The organism is Streptosporangium sp. G12 (assembly GCF_052983175.1).
This window is the reverse complement of record NZ_JBRIQO010000001.1, coordinates 368,005-386,204: the sequence shown is the minus strand read 5'-3', so window position 1 is coordinate 386,204 and position 18,200 is coordinate 368,005. Positions and strand designations below refer to the sequence as shown.

General features: G+C 70.9%; 10 protein-coding genes and 1 tRNA gene. 6 read left to right on the top strand and 5 right to left on the bottom strand.

The annotated features are described in order from the left end of the window. Nucleotides 1–82: 82 nt before the first annotated feature. The 4 genes from ACVCAG_RS01690 to ACVCAG_RS01675 all read right to left on the bottom strand — a co-directional run bounded on the left by ACVCAG_RS01690 (nt 83) and on the right by ACVCAG_RS01675 (nt 11,145). Nucleotides 83–3,295: a non-ribosomal peptide synthetase gene (locus tag ACVCAG_RS01690; protein ID WP_447189361.1), complete on the bottom strand. Its 3,213-nt coding sequence runs from the start codon at nt 3,293–3,295 to the stop codon at nt 83–85. Further along, nucleotides 3,296–9,964, bottom strand: a complete 6,669-nt coding sequence (locus tag ACVCAG_RS01685; RefSeq protein WP_447189360.1) for an amino acid adenylation domain-containing protein — start codon at nt 9,962–9,964, stop codon at nt 3,296–3,298. Nucleotides 9,965–10,110: 146 nt separating this feature from the next. Beyond that, nucleotides 10,111–10,713: a GNAT family N-acetyltransferase gene (locus tag ACVCAG_RS01680; RefSeq protein WP_440082070.1), complete on the bottom strand. Its 603-nt coding sequence runs from the start codon at nt 10,711–10,713 to the stop codon at nt 10,111–10,113. Between the two features lie 355 nt (nt 10,714–11,068). Then, a tRNA-Leu gene (locus tag ACVCAG_RS01675) sits at nt 11,069–11,145 on the bottom strand. A 113-nt stretch (nt 11,146–11,258) separates the two neighbouring features. Between ACVCAG_RS01675 and ACVCAG_RS01670 the strand changes: the two genes are divergently transcribed. From ACVCAG_RS01670 to ACVCAG_RS01645, 6 genes are all read left to right on the top strand, one after another. Beyond that, a complete protein-coding gene (locus tag ACVCAG_RS01670) occupies nt 11,259–11,861 on the top strand; it encodes a response regulator (RefSeq protein ID WP_440064950.1) in 603 nt (200 codons plus the stop codon). A 339-nt stretch (nt 11,862–12,200) separates the two neighbouring features. Then, nucleotides 12,201–13,370, top strand: coding sequence for a branched-chain amino acid ABC transporter substrate-binding protein (locus ACVCAG_RS01665; RefSeq protein ID WP_447189430.1), 1,170 nt, complete (start codon nt 12,201–12,203; stop codon nt 13,368–13,370). A gap of 160 nt (nt 13,371–13,530) precedes the next feature. Then, nucleotides 13,531–14,499: an ABC transporter permease subunit gene (locus tag ACVCAG_RS01660; protein WP_440082071.1), complete on the top strand. Its 969-nt coding sequence runs from the start codon at nt 13,531–13,533 to the stop codon at nt 14,497–14,499. Continuing rightward, a complete protein-coding gene (locus ACVCAG_RS01655) occupies nt 14,496–15,665 on the top strand; it encodes an ABC transporter permease subunit (RefSeq protein WP_440082072.1) in 1,170 nt (389 codons plus the stop codon). Before ACVCAG_RS01660 ends, ACVCAG_RS01655 begins: the two co-directional genes overlap by 4 nt. After that, nucleotides 15,662–16,510, top strand: a complete 849-nt coding sequence (locus tag ACVCAG_RS01650) for an ATP-binding cassette domain-containing protein (RefSeq protein WP_440082073.1) — start codon at nt 15,662–15,664, stop codon at nt 16,508–16,510. The genes ACVCAG_RS01655 and ACVCAG_RS01650 overlap by 4 nt, the downstream gene beginning before the upstream one ends. Further along, a complete protein-coding gene (locus ACVCAG_RS01645; protein ID WP_440082074.1) occupies nt 16,500–17,318 on the top strand; it encodes an ATP-binding cassette domain-containing protein in 819 nt (272 codons plus the stop codon). The genes ACVCAG_RS01650 and ACVCAG_RS01645 overlap by 11 nt, the downstream gene beginning before the upstream one ends. Nucleotides 17,319–17,521: 203 nt before the next feature. On the opposite strand, the gene ACVCAG_RS01640 is transcribed toward ACVCAG_RS01645, so the two are convergent. Next, nucleotides 17,522–18,082, bottom strand: coding sequence for a DUF4352 domain-containing protein (locus tag ACVCAG_RS01640; RefSeq protein ID WP_447189359.1), 561 nt, complete (start codon nt 18,080–18,082; stop codon nt 17,522–17,524). Nucleotides 18,083–18,200 lie beyond the last annotated feature (118 nt).

Here is an 18,200-nt window from a genome sequence, read left to right as displayed (position 1 = left end):
CGTCGTGAGCCGTCTCACTCTGTGGACACCGAATGTGGCGGGAGGCTACCAAGAGCAAGTGTCCAAAATGCCAATTTCGGCCTTAGTTCACCGAGCTGTCATTTCGGTCGTACTCTTCGGCGATCCGCTCGGCCTCCTCGTCCGTGAGATCGTCGATCTCCGCGGCCAGGCACTCCTCCACCACCAGCGCCAGCCCGCGGACCGAACGCGTGGTGAACAGGGCGTTGAGCGGCAGGTCGATGCCGACCGCCGAGCAGATCCTGGCGACGACCTTGGTGCCGAGCAGCGAGTGCCCGCCGACGTCGAAGAAGTCGTCGTCGATCCCGATGCCGTTCCTGCCCAGCACCTCGCACCAGATCTCGTGCACCAGCTCCTCACTCGCCGTGACCGGTCCGGCGGGCGCCGCCGACGCCTCCTCCGCGACGGGGGAGGGCAGCGAGGCACGGTCGAGCTTGCCGTTGGGCAGCCGGGGGAAGTCCCGCACCGGCACGAAGAGGCTCGGCACCATCGTGGCGGGCAGCCGCGACGCCAGGAACGCCCGAAGCTCCCCGGCCGTCACCTCCGCGCCCGTTCCCGTTCCCGCGCCCGTTCCCGTTCCCGCGTCCGTGCTCGCGCCCGTTCCGGCGCCCAGGTCCGCACCGGCACCCGCGCCCGCGCCCGTGTCCACGTACGCAACCAGTGCCCGCCCGCCGGGGGCGTCCTCCCTGACCGCGGCGACCGCCCGCCGCACGCCCGGGTGCGCCGCCAGCGCCGCCTCCACCTCGCCCAGCTCGATCCGCACCCCCCGCACCTTCACCTGGTCGTCCGCGCGCCCGAGGAACTCCAGGGTCCCGTCCGGCAGCCGCCGGACCAGGTCGCCGGTCCGGTAGAGGCGCCCGCCCCGGCCGAACGGGTCGGGGAGGAACCGCTCGGCGGTCAGTCCCGGCCGTCCCCGGTAGCCGCGGGCGACCCCGTCACCGCCCAGGAACAGCTCCCCGGCCACCCCCGCGGGCACCGGCTCCATCGCCTCGTCCAGCACGTACGCGGTGGTACCCGCGACCGGCATGCCGATCGACATCGACTCCGCGCCCTCCGGCACCCGGTGCGCCAGCGACCAGATCGTCGTCTCCGTCGGCCCGTAGAGGTTCCACAGCTCACCGGCCACCCGGTGGATCCGCCCGGCCAGCGACACCGGGAGCGGCTCCCCGCCGCTGAACACGCGCGGCAGCCCGGCGGGCAGCCGCTCCAGGATCTCCTCCAGCACCGACGGCGGCGCCTGCACCGTCGTCACCCCCGCCTCCGCCACCAGCTCGCCCAGCCCGCCGTTGCCGTACGGGGGAGCCAGGACCACCGCGCCGCCCGCCGTCAGCGGGCCGAAGATCTCCAGCGCCGCGATGTCGAACGACAGCGAGGTCAGCAGCAGCATCCGCTCCCGCTCGGTGAACCCGAGCCCGGTGACCAGGTTCACCACCCCGCGATGCGGCACCACCACCCCCTTGGGCACTCCCGTCGACCCCGAGGTGTAGATCACGTAGGCGGGCGAGTCGGGAGAGACCGGGCCGGGGACGAAATCGGACGCCCCGTTCATCGGCAGCGCGTCCAGCAGGATCGCCGGGGGATGGTCGGCCGGCAGCCGTTCCACCAGCGTCGAGCGGGTCAGCAGCAGCGGGCTGCCCGAGTCGGCCAGCATGAACCCCAGCCGCTCCGCCGGGTAGTCCGGATCCAGCGGCACGTAGCAGCCGCCCGTCTTCAGCACCGCCAGCAGCGCCACGATCAGCTCGGGGCTCCTCGGCAGGCACACCGCGACCGGCGTCTCCGCCCCCACCCCCCGCTCGCGCAGCCGCCGGGCCAGCGCGCCCGCCCGCTCCTCCAGCCGCCCGTAGGTGAGGATCCCCTCGGAGGAGACGACCGCCGGGGCGTCCGGCGTCCGCTCCGCCCGCTCGGCGATCAGCTCGTGCAGGCAGCGCTCGGGGTAGGAGGCCTCCGGGCCGTGCCAGGAGGCCAGCAGCCCGGCCCGCTCCCGCCCGTCCATCAGCGGCAGCCGGGAGATCGGCAGCTCCGGGTCGTCGACGGCCGCGCCGAGCAGCGTCAGGAACGCCGACACCAGGCGGTGGATCGTGTCCTCGTCGAACAGGTCCGTGCTGTACTCGACCCAGCCCTCCATCCGCCCGTCCGGGTTGTGCAGCTCCATGGTGAGGTCGGCCTTGGAGGTGCCGTTGTTGTACCGGCCGCGCCCGTCCGCCGCGACCTGGTTGAAACCCACCTGGAACAGCGGCGTCCTGCCGGGGTCGCGGGGCGGGCTCAGCACCTCCACCAGCTTCGCGAACGGCACGTTCTGGTGGTCGAACGCCTCGAGCACGGTCGTGCGGACCCGGTCCAGCGCCTCGCCGAACGTCGGGTCGCCGCCCAGGTCGGTGCGGAGCGGCAGGGTGTTGACGAACATGCCGATCAGCCCGTCCAGCTCCGGCAGCTCCCGCCCGGCGACGGGGGAGCCCACCACGACGTCGGTCCGCCCGCTCCAGCGCGCCAGCAGCACCGAGAACGCCGTCAGCAGCACCGTGAACGGCGTGGTGCCCCGCCGCCTGGCCAGCGCGCCCACCCGCTCGGTCAGTTCCTCGGGCACGGCGAAGTCCAGCGCCGAGCCCACGTACCTCATCTCCGCAGGGCGCGGCCGGTCGGACGGCAGCTCCAGCGGGACGCTCCCGCGCAGCCGCTCCCGCCAGTAGGCCAGGTCGCCGTCCAGCTCGCCGCCGCCCAGCCGGTCGCGCTGCCAGACCGCGTAGTCGGCGTACTGGATCGCCAGCTCGGGCAGCTTGGGCTCGCGGCCCTCGCGCAGCGCCCGGTAGACCTCGGTCAGCTCCCGCCACAGGACGCCGGCCGACCAGGCGTCGAAGATCGTGTGGTGCAGGACGAGCAGCAGCCGGCACTCCCCGCCGCCCAGCGTCACCAGCCGCACCCGCCAGAGCGGGGCACTGTCCATCCGGAACGGCGCGCGCGCCTCCTCCGCGGCGACCCGCTCGAACTCCTTCGCCGCCGCCTCGGGGGGCAGCTCGGACAGGTCGGTCCTGGCCACCGAGACCGGCACCCGGTCCGCGATCGTCTGCACGACCCGCTCGTCGCGCAGCTCGAACGCCGTCCGCATCGACTCGTGCCTGCCCGCGAGCACCGCCAGCGCCCGCTCCAGGAGGTCGGGGTCCACCGGCCGCAGGTCGGCCGCCTCCGAGCGGATCGCGGTGTTGTAGACGGCCAGGTCGGGCAGGAGCTCGTGCAGGAACCAGATCCGCTCCTGGGCGAACGAGGCGGGAAAGACGTCCATTCAGACTTTCTCCTTCAGGCACTCGCGAAGCTGTTCCGCGATCACGGGCAGGGCGGCCGTCTCGCCCAGGGTGGCCAGCCAGTGCCACTGCTCCAGGGCGTGGCAGAGCCGGTAGAAGGCGAGCCGCTCCTGCCAGTCGCCCTGCAGGTCGCCGTACCCCTCCAGCAGGTACCGCCGCCGCTCCTCGTCGCCCCTGACCGCGAAGTAGTCGGTCCGCGCCAGGTCCATCAGCGGGTCGCCGCCCAGCGCGTTCTCCATGTCGATCACCCCGGTCATCCGCAGCGGGCCCCCCGGCCCGCCCTCCTCGGCGACCATGACGTTGCGCTCGTGGAAGTCGTTGTGGCACAGCACGGGGGATTCGCAGCGCGCCGCCAGGTGGCGGTGGCGCGCGACGTACGCGGAGAGCTCCGCGTGCAGCTCCGGATCCCCGCCGAACTCGGTGAACTGCGACAGCCTCAGGTCCAGCTGCCCGCCCACGTACGCCTCGTTGGAGCTCTCCTGCGGCCCGTCGATCGGCCCGAACCCCTCCACCCGCACGCCGTGCACCGCCCGCAGCGTCCGGCCCATCTCCCGGTACAGGCCCGCGACCTCCCCGGCCGCGAGCCCGCCGGAGACCTCCGACAGCGGCCGGCCCGGCACCTTCGTCATCACCGCGTACGCGTGCGGCAGGTCACGCCGCGAGACGTCCCAGTGCACCATCTCGGGGCAGGAGGCGCCGCTGCCGCGCAGCAGCTCGTAGACGCGCGCCTCCTTGTGCAGCCGCGCCGCCAGCACGTCCGGGTAGATCTTCACGATGAGCTCGCGGTCGGCGCACCTGACCTCGTACACCGCGCTGATCTCCCCGCCGGTCCGCAGCACCACCTCCCGCACCTCCGCGTCCGGGTACGGGGTGCGCAGCACCGCCTTCGCGCGCTCCAGCGGCAGCGGCATCGTGATGGCCTTGGCGAACGCCGGGGCGGTCCAGGACACGCTCACCCGGTTGCCCACCCGCTCCCGCAGGATCTGGGCCCCGACCAGGTCGTCCGCCGGGGCGTCGGGCATCTCGTCGTCGAACCGCGACAGCACCCGCGTGCGCATCGAGATCAGCACGTGCACCGCGATGCCCAGGCCCAGCACGATGTACATGAACGCCACGCCACGGCCCGGGCCGACACCGATCACCGCGCCCACCGTCGGCGCCAGCGCGCCGCCGGGCACCAGCAGCGGGTTGAGCAGCCGCTCGCCCAGCGGCGCCACCACCGCCATGCCGATCGGCAGCGTCGACCACGACACCATCTGGTTGAGCGACTGCACGCGGCCGTGGAAGCGCTGCGGCACCTTCGTGTGGATGATCGTCAGGAAGGTGCCGTTCACGATCGACAGGCAGCCCCACAGGCCGAACGCCCCGATCCCCACCACCCACGCGACGGGCTGCGACCCGGTGATCACCGCGAACACCGACAGTCCCAGCGTCGCCAGCATCACCCCGCGCATCCGCCGCCGCCTCGGCCCGCCCCACAGCGCGATCACCATGCCGCCCAGCGCCCCGCCCAGGCCGCCGACGAAGGAGATCTGCCCGGCGACGGTCAGCGTGGAGAACGACAGCACCAGCGGCGTGATCGACAGCAGCAGCGCCGAGAGCATCACGTTGAGCGTCGCGAAGTAGATCATCGCCGCCCGCAGGTGCCGGTTGCCGATCGACATCCGCAGTCCCTGCGCGATCTCCTTCGACAGGGGCTCCCTGGGGGAGTGCGCCATCGTGTCCGGGAAGCGGATCAGCAGCAGCGCGCCCAGCACCAGCGCGAAGCTCGCCACGTCGACCACGAGGATGCCGCCCAGGCCGATGGTGGACAGCAGCGCGACGGCCACCAGCGGCGCCGCGAACTGCGCGGTGCCGATCACCATCTGCACCACCCCGGCCGCGTGTCCCATGTACTCCTTGGGGACGAGCTGGGGGAGCGCGGTGGTGAAGCCCAGCCGCTGGAAGATCAGCGCGATCGACAGGCACGCGGTCAGCGGGTAGATGTGCCAGATCTGCAGGGTGTCCGTCCAGAACAGGGCACCCAGGACGAGCTGCGTGCCACCGGCCATGCAGTTGCCGAGGATCATCATCGAACGGCGGCTCGACCGGTCCACGATCGCCCCGGCCAGCGGCGCGATCACCACCCCCGGCATGATCGACAACGCCACGAACAGGGCGAAGTCCACCAGCGACCCGGTGGTCAGGTAGATCCACACCGGGATCGCGAAGTCCGTGATCGCGGTGCCCACCATCGACACCAGCTGGAACGCCGCCACCACCAGGAACCGCCGCAGGCTGGGCGGCGGCGCCTTGACCCTCGCCCTTGCCTTCGCCCTGGTCTCGTCGGTCCCGGCCGGTCTCTCCCGTACGGCGGGCCGCTCGGGAGCGGGGGCCTCCTCCGCGGGGTCCGTGGCGGGGGAGCCGGCGAGATCTGTGGCGGGGGAGTCGACGGAGACCGCCTCGACCCACCAGCCCGCCCCGGGACCCCGCGAGGACCGGTCGAGCGTGTCCGCCGCGCCGTACCCCATGGCGATGTGCGTGTTGGTGAGGATCTCCGACAGCTCGGCAGCCCGATATTTCAGGAAATAGTGACCTGCCTCGTCCAGGATCACCAGCGCCGTCGTGTCACTCAGGAAGTGCCACTCCCGGTAGCGCTCCTGGTAGTAGTCGGTCGTCGGATCCTGCTCGCCCACCACCGAGATGACCGGCGCCCGCAGCCGCTCCACGCGCTCGGCCAGCACCCGCGTGAAGATCTCCTCCGCGATCAGGGTGTCACGCCGCTGGTTGCGCACCATGAACCGGATCTGCTCGTCGTCCAGCCCCGAGATGTCGGTGCCCATCGACTTCATCCGGTTCTCGTACACCCGGTCGCCGCGCAACCGGTCGTAGCGCGTCAGCCGCGCCAGCGGCCCGGCGATCCGGCCCCGCGGCCTGGCGAACGGGAAGATCGCCCCGATGTACACCGCCTCCAGCGCGCGGCCCCGCTCCTCCAGCCGGCGCGCCACCTCCACCACCAGCGCGCCGCCGATGCCGCAGTGCCCGTACAGGGCCAGGGGACCCTCGACGTTCTCCAGGATCTCGGTCACGCACAGGTCCGCGACCTCGTCGATCGGCCTGGTCTCCTCGTCCGGCAACCCGGGGTCGTGCCCGGGGAAGGCCAGCGCGTGCAGCGAGCACCCGTCGGGCAGCGCGTCGGCCAGCGGCTGGAAGATCAGCGGGCTGCCGCCGCCGTACGGCACGCACACGTACGTCATCAGCGCGGGCCCCGGCCTGGTCAGCTCGTACAGCAGGCTCCGCGGCCCCGCGGGACCGGCGGGCCGCTCCACCAGGGCCGCCAGCTCGCGCACCGTGGGGTGCTTGAACAGGTCCATCACCCCGACCGCGCGCCCGCCGACCACCGGCAGCGCCTTGCGCATCCGCGCCACCGCCTGGATCGCGACCAGCGAGTGACCGCCCAGCTCGAAGAAGTCACCGTCGGCGCCGACCGACTCCACCTCCAGCAGTTCCCGCCAGATGTCGGCGATCGCCTGCTCCACCGGCGTCCGCGGCTCGGCCCCCGGCCCCGCCGCCTCGGCACCCCGCCGCTCCGGCGCGGGCAGCGCCCCGCGGTCCAGCTTGCCGTTCGGGCTCAGCGGCAGCGCGTCCAGCACCACGAACGCCGACGGCACCATGTGGTCGGGCAGCGTCACCTTCAACGCCCGCCGCAGCTCCGCCCCGTCGAGTCCCGCCCCGGCCGCGCTCCCGCCCGCGCCCGCGGGCACCACGTACGCGACCAGCCGCCTGTCGCCCGGCGCGCCGTCCTCCCGCACCGTCACCACCGCCTCGCGCACCCCCGCGAGCCCGCGCAGCACCGCCTCGATCTCGCCCGGTTCGATCCGCTGCCCACGGATCTTCACCTGGTGGTCGATCCGCCCCAGGAACTCGATCGCGCCGTCGCGGCGCAGCCGCACCAGGTCGCCCGTCCGGTACAGGCGCGCCCCCGCCGTCCCGAACGGGTCGGGCACGAACCGCTCCGCCGTCAGGCCCGGCCGGGCGTGGTAGCCCATCGCCACCTGCGCCCCGCCGATGTGCAGCTCGCCGGGGACCCCGAAGGGCACCGGCCGCAGGTGCCGGTCCAGCACGTACAGGGAGGTGTTCTCCACCGGGTGCCCGATCGGCACCGTCGCGTCACCCGGGCGGCACCGCCACAGGCTCACGTCGATCGCCGCCTCCGTCGGCCCGTACAGGTTGTACAGCCCCGTCCCCGGCAACCGCCCGAAGAACCGCTCGGCCACGTGCGCGGTCAGCTCCTCGCCGCTGCACACCACCCGGCGCAGCGATCCGCACGCCTCGACGCCCTCCTCCTCCAGGAACGCCGCCAGCATCGACGGGACGAAATGCGCGGTCGTCACCCCCCGGTCCACGATCAGGTCACGCAGGTACGCCGCGTCCCGGTGCCCGCCGGGACGGGCCAGCACCAGCCGCGCGCCCGTCACCAGCGGCCAGAAGAACTCCCACACCGACACGTCGAAACCCGCCGGGGTCTTCTGCACCACCACGTCGTCGCCGGTCAGCCCGTAGACGGCCTGCATCCAGCCCAGCCGGTTGCGGATGCCCCCGTGCGTGTTGGGCACCCCCTTGGGCCGTCCCGTCGACCCCGAGGTGTAGATCATGTACGCCGCGTCCGCCGACGTCGCCGACGGCTCCACGGGCGTGTCCGGCCCGTCCATCGGGTCGTCCAGCACGACCGTCACCACCCCGCCGCCCCGGGGCGCCTCCCCCGCCGAGCCCGCGCCCGCGTCCGGCACCCCGGAGGCGGCGTGCGGAGCCGCGCCCCGCAGGTCCCCGGGGAGCACGTCGAGCACCGCCCGCTGCGCCAGCAGCACCGGCACCGCCGCGTCGGCCAGCATGAACGCCAGCCGCTCCGGCGGATACTCCGGATCCAGCGGCACGTAGGCACCCCCGGCCTTCACCACCCCCAGCAGCGCCACCACCAGCTCGACCGACCGCTCCGCGCACACCGCCACCAGGGTGCCCGGACCCACCCCCAGCGCCCGCAACCGGTGCGCCAGCCGGTTGGCCCGCGCCTCCAGCTCCGCGTACGTCAGGCGCTCGTCCTCGAACTCCACCGCCACCGCGCGAGGCGTCCGGGCCACCTGGGCCTCGAACATCCCGCCCAGCGTCGCCCCGTCCGCGTACGGCTCGCCGGGGCCCGTCGCGCACGCCAGCACCCGCTCCCGCTCCTCGGCGGGAAGGACGTCCAGCTCCGAGATCCGCGCCGACGGAGCCGCCACCACCGCCCTCAGCAGCGTCTCCAGCTGCGCGGCCATCCCCTCGACCGTGGCCGTGTCGAACAGGTCGCGGTTGTAGACGAACAACCCGCCCATCCCGTCCGGCTGCTCGGTCAGGAACAGCTCCAGGTCGAAACGCGTCGCCCTGGCCTCGAACACGAACGGCTCCACCGACAGGCCGGGCCAGCGCGTCCCCTCCCTGCGCCCGTAGCTCTGCAGCGCGAAGACCGCCTGGAACACCGGCGACCTGCTCACGTCCCGCTCGATGCCCAGCTCCCCGACCAGCTGCTCGAACGGCAGCTCCTGGTGCGCGTACGCCTCCGTCGTGGTCCGCCTGACCCTCTCCAGCAGCTCCAGGAACCCCGGGTCGCCCGACAGGTCCGCGCGCATCGCCAGCACGTTCACGAACATGCCGATCGCGCCCTCCAGCTCCCGCCGGGGACGCCCGCCCACCGGGGAGCCGACCGCGAAGTCGTCCTGGCGCGCGTACCGGCCCAGCAGCACCTGGTACGCCGCCAGCAACACCATGTACAGGGTCGTGCCGGACCCGCGTGCCAGCCGCGTCAGCCCCTCCACCAGCTCCCGGTCCATGTTGAAGCCGTGCGAGGCCCCCGCGAACGTCTGCTCGCCCCGCCGCCGCCCGTCCACGGGGAGCTCCAGCGGTACCACCCCGGCCAGCTGCGACCGCCAGTACGACAGGCCGGCCTCGGAGACGGGCCGGTCCCGCTGCCACAGCGCGTAGTCGCCGTACTGCAACGGCGGCTCGGGAAGCTCCGTCCCCGAGTAACAGGCCCGCAGCTCCTCGGCGAGGATGTCGGTGGACCAGCCGTCACCGCAGATGTGGTGCAGCGCCACCAGCAGCACGTGATCCTCAGCGCCCTCGCCGCCCTCGCCGCCCTCGCCGTCCCCGGCGCCCACCCGCACCAGCAGCGTCCGCAGCAGCGGTCCCCGCGCCAGGTCGAACGGCAGCGCCGCCGCGTCGCTCACCAGCCGTATCGCCGTCCGCTCGCCGTCCGCCTCCGCCCTCTCCAGCGGAATCTCGACCCGCTCCTCCACGACCGCCGTCGGACGCCCGTCCTCGTCGGCGGGAAAACGCGTCCGCAGGCTCTCGTGCCTGGCCACCACCGTCCCGATCGCCCGCTCCAGCGCCGCGACGTCCAGCGGCCCCGTCAACCGCAACGTCATCGGAATCGTGTACGCGGCGGTGCCGGGAGCGAACTGGTCCATGAACCACAGCCGCTCCTGCCCGAACGACAGCGGCGCGTCCTGTCCCGGCGGCCGCCGGGGGATCGTGAACACCGGATCCGGCACGCGACGGCGCAGCCGTTTCTCCAGCAGTGCTCGCTTGGCGTCGGAAAGCTGTGTGCTGCTCAGGGACCGGCCAGGCGAGGACGTCACACGTGGCTCACTTTCCGCAGGGGGCTGAGACGCGCTCCGCGGACGGGAAACGCGTCAGGTCTCTCCTAAACCGCTTACCTTTCCTCAGGATTAATGACATTCATACATATCTGTCTGACCGAGTCGAGATCAACAACACAACCCGATTACCCGCGAGGATCGGCCTCCTCGTACTCCCACGTCCGCAACACCAGCGACCGGCCCTTCTCCTCGGAGGGGACGGGCGGCGCGTCCGTCAGGCGGTATCCCGCCGCGCGGGCCACCGCCACGCTCGCCGCGTTGCCGGCCTCGATCTCCAGCAGCAGCCGGGACACCCCCACCGTCTTGCGGGCGAACTCCGTCATCACCCGCACCGCCCCCGACGCCAGCCCCCGTCCCCGGTAGGCGGCCCCCAGGCCGTAACCGATCTCCGCGACGTCCAGGCCCAGCCCGCTCAGCATCAGCAGCACCTCGCCCGCCGGCTCGCCCCCGTCCACGGTGATCGCCAGCTGAACCCGCTCCCCGGCCGCCCGCCGCCGCCGGGCCCGCTCCAGGTAGGCCCGCGCCGCCTCCGGGTCGAACGGCGAGGCCAGCGGCGTCCAGTAGGCCACCTCGGGGTCGTCGAACAGCTCCACCATGGCCGCCAGGTCGCCGTCCTCCCATTCGCGCAGCACCACCCCGTGCCCGCTCAGCCTCACCCGCTCGGGAAGGCACACCCGCCCGACACCGAGATCGCCCCGCTCCGTCCGGCCGTCCCCCGCAGCTCCCACGCCGCCACCTTCCGTCACACCGCTTCACACCGCTTCACGTCGCTTCACGCCGCTCCCGAGCAACCTACTCCGCCCGCGGAGCCGTCATTCGTGTCCGATGTCGGACGTCGCCGGTGCGCCGTTCCCGGACCGCTCGCGCGGGGGCACCGCAAGGTCCGGCCACCGTCGGTCCACGAGGCCGGGCGCCGAGCAGTGATCGTCGAGCAGCGATCGTCGAGGGACGGAGAGCACGGTCGACGGTTTCGCGGGAGTGCGCGGGGCCGCGATGCCAGGCGCCGGCGACGGTTCTCCGGCCGCCACGTGCCGTGCGGGAGATGTCCGGGCCAGCCGGTTCCGGATCGGCCGAATCGGACGGTGGTGCCCCGAGTGGGATTCGAACCCACACTGAATGGATTTTGAGTCCATCGACTCTGCCGATTGGTCTATCGGGGCATTTTTCGTTATTTGTCCGGATCTTGCGCGCCAGCTAAGAGCTTACCTAGAAGTAGATCACTCTCGGGCACCGGCGTGGTCCCAATCTAGCGGACGTCGGTACTCTCTTGCTCGTGAGTACGCAGCGGCGAGTGGTGATCGCGGAAGACGAGGCACTGATCCGCCTCGACCTCAAGGAGATGCTGGAGGAGGAGGGGTATGCGGTCGTCGCGGAGGCCGGGGACGGGGAGTCCGCGGTCAAGCTGGCGATGGAGCAGCGGCCGGATCTGGTGATCCTGGACGTGAAGATGCCCATCCTGGACGGGATCTCGGCGGCCGAGCAGATCGTGTCGCAGCGGATCGCGCCGTGTCTCATCCTCACGGCCTTCTCGCAGCGCGATCTGGTCGAGCGGGCGAGGGACGCCGGCGCGATGGCGTACCTGGTGAAGCCGTTCACGAAGTCGGACCTGGTCCCGGCGATCGAGATGGCGGTCAGCAGGCACGAGGAGATCGCCGCGCTGGAGCGGGAGGTCGGGACGCTCTCGGAGCGGCTGGAGACGCGCAAGCTGGTGGAGCGGGCCAAGGGCCTGCTGATGGAGCGGCACGGGTGGAGCGAGCCGCAGGCGTTCCGGTGGATCCAGAAGGCCTCGATGGACCGCCGGCTGAGCATGCGGCAGGTGGCGCAGATCGTGGTGGCGGACGGGGCGGAGCCCGAGGTGGAGACCCCGGAGGCCTGATCGGGGCTTTCGTCCCCTTTGGGGGGTCGCGCCCGCCAGGCGCCCGCAGGGCGCGTTCCAGGGTGCGGCGCGGCCCTCCAGGCGGTCGGATCGATCCCCGTGGAGACCGTAAGGTTGCCAGTGACCACGGCTTTTGCATCTGATAGCCGAAAAGGATCGGTGTTATAACGAAGCGGCAACGGTGGGCCGTCCTGTATCGACCCGTGACATCCGCTAGTTGTACTAACCGACACAACCCCTGGCCACCCGCCAGGGAAGGGCATCTGTGAACTCGGTCTCGACGAGGGACCGGGCGAAAGGAAGGCAACCTTGCGGCCTAAGACTGCACGCCTCGGTGGAGTGCTTGCCGCCGGTGTGGCGCTCACCCTCGGTCTCGCTGCCTGCAGCAGCGGTGGCACGGAGGCCACGCCGGCTGAGGACGGCTCCAGTGCTGCCGCCCCCAGCACCGTCAAGCTTGGCTTCATGGGAGACCTGACCGGAGCCAACGCCGGTATCGTCATTCCCCCCCGGAACGGTGCGAAGCTCGTCATCGACGAGTACAACAAGACCAACCCGGCCGTGAAGATCGAGCTTGTCGAGTACGACAGCCAGGCGGACCCGTCCAAGGCGGTCGCCCTGGCCCAGCAGGCCATCAAGACCGACAAGATCGTCGGTATGATCGGCCCCGCTTTCTCCGGTGAGTCCGCCCAGGTGGCGCCGGTGCTGGAGGAGGCGAAGCTGCCGAGCATCTCGGCCTCCGCCACCAACGCCGCACTGGCGACGAACGGCTGGAAGTACTGGCACCGCGTGCTGCCCAGCGACAGCATCCAGGGCCCCGGCATCGGTGACTTCATCGCGACCGGCGTCGGCGCGAAGAAGGTCTTCGTCATCGACGACAAGTCCGAGTACGGCAAGCCGCTGTCCGACGCGGTCAAGGCCGCGCTCGAGGCCAAGGGCGTGAAGCCGGAGACCGACTCGCTCGACCCGGCCGAGAGCGACTTCTCCTCCGTGGTGAACAAGGTCGCGGCGGCCAAGCCCGAAGCGATCTTCTTCGGCGGTTACTACGCCGCGGGCGGCAACCTGCTCAAGCAGCTCCGTGACAAGGGCGTGACCGCGAAGTTCCTGTCCGGCGACGGTTCGCTGGACAAGGGCCTGATCGACGGCGCCGGTGCCGAGAACGCCGAGGGCGCCCTGGTCGGCTGCCCCTGCTACATCGCCACCCCGGACGTCACCGACGCCAAGGTGAAGGCCTTCGCCGACGCCTACAAGGCCGCCTACAGCGCCGACCCGGCCATCTACGCGGCCGAGGGCTACGACGCCGCGACGGTCTTCGTCGACGCCATCAAGGCGGGCAACACCACCCCTGACAAGATCAACGAGTTCATCGCCACGGTGGACCTCGCGGGTGTCTCGAAGCAGGTCAAGTTCGAGGCCAACGGTGAGGTCGCGGCGAAGGACATCTACATCTACCAGGTCAAGGATGGCGCGATCGGCCTCCTGGGCAAGGCCACCGAGGCCAAGCTGGGTTAGTCCGGCGCTGAAGGAGATTAGGTAGTCGACGCGCGGGGAGCGGGAACGCCGCGAATGCGTTCCCGCTCCTCGCGTACTTCCAGAGAGTCCACGAGGTTCTGCTGGAGGCGGTGTGCTACCCGGACGTGCAGGCGACCCCCGCTAGAAGTGGTAATCCCTAGTGCTCAATGACTTCATCAATCAGTTCTGGCCGGCGACGATCGACGGCCTGGCCTTCGGCTCGATCTACGCCCTGATCGCGCTCGGTTACACCATGGTGTACGGCGTGCTGCGGCTGATCAACTTTGCGCATTCCGAAGTTTTCATGATCGGCACCTTCGGTGCGATGTTCGTACCGTTCGTGTTCGGCATCAACTCGCCCCTCACGGGCATCGCGCTGGTCGGCCTCATCCTGGCGATGATCCTGGCCGGCATGCTCGCCTCGGCGGGCACCGCGGTGGCGCTGGAGCGAATCGCCTACCGGCCGCTGCGCCAGCGCGGCGCGTCCCGGCTGGCGGCGCTGATCTCGGCGATCGGCGCCTCGATCTTCCTGCAGGAGCTGTTCGCGCTCCTGGTGATCCCGAACGTCTTCAACCGTCCCGAGCAGGGCAGGATCCAGATGGGTCTGCCCCGCATCATGGAGCGGACCGAGCTTTTCTCGATCTTCGGCCATTCGGTCCGGGTCGACCAGATCTTCGTCATCGTCGCCGCGATCGGCATGATGATCGCGCTGGACGCCCTGGTGAACCGGACGAAGATCGGCCGGGGTATCCGCGCCACCGCGCAGAACCCCGAGGCGGCCGTCCTGATGGGCGTCGACATCAACAGGATCGTCCGGATGACCTTCCTCATCGGCGGCAGCATGGCCGGTGTGGCGGGAGCGCTCTACCTGATCTCGTACGAGAACACGAACTACTACATCGGATTCCTCTTCGGTATCAAGGCGTTCACCGCGGCGGTCCTGGGTGGCATCGGTAACCTGCGCGGCGCCCTGGTCGGCGGAATCACGCTCGGGCTGGTGGAGAACTACGGAGCCATCTTCTTCGGCTCCGACTGGAAGCACGTGATCTCCTTCACCATCCTCGTCTTGGTCCTGATGTTCCGCCCCACCGGCATCCTCGGTGAATCACTCCAGCAGGCGCGCGCATGAACCAGAAGAATCCCCTGGCAGGCTTCCGCAACGGCCTCGGCCGCTTCGGTGACGTCATGCACGATCGCTGGCAGACCACTCCGGGCTGGCAGCGCTGGATCCTCTATGTGGTCCTGATCGTCGCGGCGCTGCTGTTGCCGTCGGAGAGCCTCGCCCCCTTCATGTCGCCCTACACCGACTGGGCGAGCATCCTGTTCTTCCCGATCGGGACGTACGTCGTCCTGGCGATCGGCCTGAACGTGGTGGTCGGCCAGGCCGGCCTGCTCGACCTGGGCTTCGTCGCGTTCTACGCGGTCGGCGGCTACGCGATGGCGCTGATCGGCACCCGGCTGGGCTGGAACTTCTGGCTCATCCTGCTGGTCGGCATCGGGATCTGCGCCCTGTCGGGCATCACGCTGGGCGCTCCGACGCTGCGGTTGCGCGGTGACTATCTGGCCATCGTCACGCTGGGCTTCGGTGAGATCATCCGCATCACCGCCCGCAACACCGACGAGATCGGCGGCCCGAACGGCATCCGCGGCATCCCGCACCCGCCGAGCTACGAGGACCTGCACCTGTTCGGGATCAGCATCCCCAACGTGTTCGGGGTCGATCCGTTCAAGTACGGCGTGCTGGATCCGCGACCCTACTACTACCTGCTGGTCGCGCTGGCCGTCATCGTGATCATCCTGGTGAAGCGCTGGGAGAAGAGCCGGGTCGGGCGCGCCTGGGCGGCGATCCGCGAGGACGAGGACGCGGCCGAGGTCATGGGCGTGCCGACGTTCCGCTTCAAGATGCTCGCCTTCGCCATCGGCGCCTCCATCGGTGGCGCGATGGGCGTGCTGTGGGCGGCGAAGGCCATCTCGATCAACCCGAACGACTTCCAGTTCCTGCTGTCGGCGACGATCCTGGCCGCGGTGGTCATGGGCGGCGCGGGCAACCTGCCGGGTGTCATGCTCGGCGCCTTCGTGGTGGCGTGGCTGCCCGAGCGGTTCCGCGGCCTGCAGGAGTACCGCATGCTGATCTTCGGCGCGGTGCTCGTGGCGCTGATGATCTTCCGTCCGGAGGGTCTGCTGCCATCGCGTCAACGCAAGGCGGAGCTGAAAGAGGGGTCAGGCGGGATGGGTACGCTCGGAGCCGAGGTTCCCGGGCCCGAGTCGCACGGTGAGGAGGTGGCTTCCAAGTGAGCGCCGAAGTGAACCCGGCCGAGGTGACCCCGGCCGGTACGAACCCCAAGGCGGTCCAGGCGGAGCGCGGCGGCCGCGTCATGCTGGAGCTGAAGAACCTCGTCATGCGGTTCGGCGGTGTCACGGCACTGCGCGAGGTCAACCTGACCATCAACGAGGGAGAGATCTTCGCTCTCATCGGCCCGAACGGCGCCGGAAAGACCACGGTCTTCAACGTGGTGACCGGCGTCTACCAGCCGACCGAGGGCGAGGTCCGCTTTCTGGACGAGAAGATCAGCGGCGTCAAACGCTTCAAGATCACCAAGCGGGGCATCGCCCGCACGTTCCAGAACATCCGGCTGTTCCACAACATGACGGCCATCGAGAACGTCATGGTGGGCGCGGACGCGCACCACAAATCGGGCATGGTCAGCGTGGCGCTGGGGCTTCCCTGGCACCGCCGGGCCGAGAAGGACGGGCGCAGGCTCGCGATGGAGCTGCTCGACTTCGTCGGCATCGCGCACCGCGCCAACGAGCACGCCAAGAACCTGCCCTACGGTGACCAGCGCCGTCTGGAGATCGCCCGCGCGCTGGCGACCAACCCGAAGTTGCTGCTGCTGGACGAGCCCGCCGCCGGTATGAACCCGGCGGAGAAGGTGGCGCTGCAGCAGCTGATCCGGGACATCCGCGACGCGGGCCGGACGATTCTGATCATCGAGCACGACATGAGCCTCATCATGGGCATCAGTGACCGCATCGCGGTGCTGGACTTCGGCCAGAAGATCGCCGATGGCCTGCCGGACGAGGTGCGGACCGACCCCCGGGTCATCGAGGCGTATTTGGGAGCTCCCGCCGATGCTTCTTGAGGTCAAGGACATCCGTGTCCACTACGGCAAGATCGAGGCGCTCAAGGGCATCTCGGTCGAGGTGAACGAGGGCGAGATCGTCACGCTCATCGGGGCGAACGGGGCGGGCAAGACCACGACCCTGAAGACGATCTCGGGCCTGCGCGGCCTGTCGTCGGGGAGCATCACCTTCGACGGCAAGGACATCAGCAAGATGCCCGGCCACAAGCGGGTCCTCGCGGGCCTGGGGCAGGCGCCCGAGGGCCGGGGCGTGTTCCCCGGCATGACGGTGCACGACAACCTGCTCATGGGGGCGTACACCCGCTCGGGTGACTTCAGCGCCGACCTGGCCGAGGTCTACGAGCTGTTCCCCCGCCTGGCGGAGCGCAGGACCCAGATGGGCGGCACGATGTCCGGCGGCGAGCAGCAGATGCTCGCCATCGGCCGCGCGCTGATGGCCAAGCCCAAGGTGCTGCTGCTGGACGAGCCGTCGATGGGCCTGGCGCCGCTGCTGGTGCAGCAGATCTTCGAGATCATCGAGGAGATCAACCGCCGCGGCACCACGGTGCTGCTGGTGGAGCAGAACGCCCAGCAGGCGCTCAAGCTGGCCCACCGCGCCTACGTCCTGGAGACCGGGAAGGTGGTCAAGAGCGCGCCCGCGGACGAGCTGCTCAACGACCCCGCCGTGCAGGCCGCCTACCTGGGCGGCGGCGCGGAGCTCGACCTGGAGGCGGAGGCGGCGCAGGCCGCGCCCGCTCCGGCGGCCCCGCCTCCCGCCGCCACTCCGCCGGAGAAGCAGGGCTCCACGAAACCGGAAGAGCTGCCCTGACCCGGTGATTCCCCGCCTCCGCGGGGATCCCATGGGGTCTCTACGGGGTCTCCGCAGGGCCTTCGCCGGCCCGACGGCAGGTGACGGGCCCGTCGCGCGCTCGTGCGGCGGGCCCGTCCACGCCGATGCGGGATCTCCCGCCGGCGTCACAGGTCTCAGTGTCGTCCCGGGCCGCCCCGAGCGGCACCCGGGGCGAAAGCGGCTCAGGGCAGAGGCACCTGCACGCCTTCGGTGCCGCCGGTCACGCCGAGGGGCGGATCGCCGAACAGCCGGATCGCGGAGACCTCCGCCTCCTTGGGGATGTCGTACCAGAGGTCCAGCTCGACCCTGACCTGGGCGCCGAGCGGGAGCTCGTCGGGCTGCCGCTTGATGGCCTGCGCGAACTTGTCGATCGCGTACGTGCTGCCGTCGGAGGCGATGAGTTTCTGGCGTTTGGCGTCGAAACGGGCGTTGGTGCGGCCGGGGTTCTCCACCAGGATCCGCACGACCACGTACTGCCCCTTGGCCTGCCACTCGGCGTGGCTGCCGAAGAAGCCGCTCAGGCCCTTCTGCAGGCCGATCACCTGGAACCGGGTGTCGCCGTCGGCGACCGGCGCGGACCTGACGGGGCTCTCGCCCGGCCGTACCGGGCGCGGCGGGAGCTCGTAGGTCGGGGTGGGCGTGACCGGGGGAGAGGCGGGAGCGTCCGGCTCCGCTCCGGCGCAGCCGGACAGGAGGGTGGCGGCGAGGGCGGCACCGGTGAGCAGGATCAGGGGGTCACGCACATCCGGCAACGTAACCGAGGTAGATCCTGAAGTTCAACGGCTCCTCCCGACGGGGGTCGTCGATCCGGCAAGTGCCGGCGCCCGGATCCGCGTGGCGGCAGGGTATTGAACAGAAAAC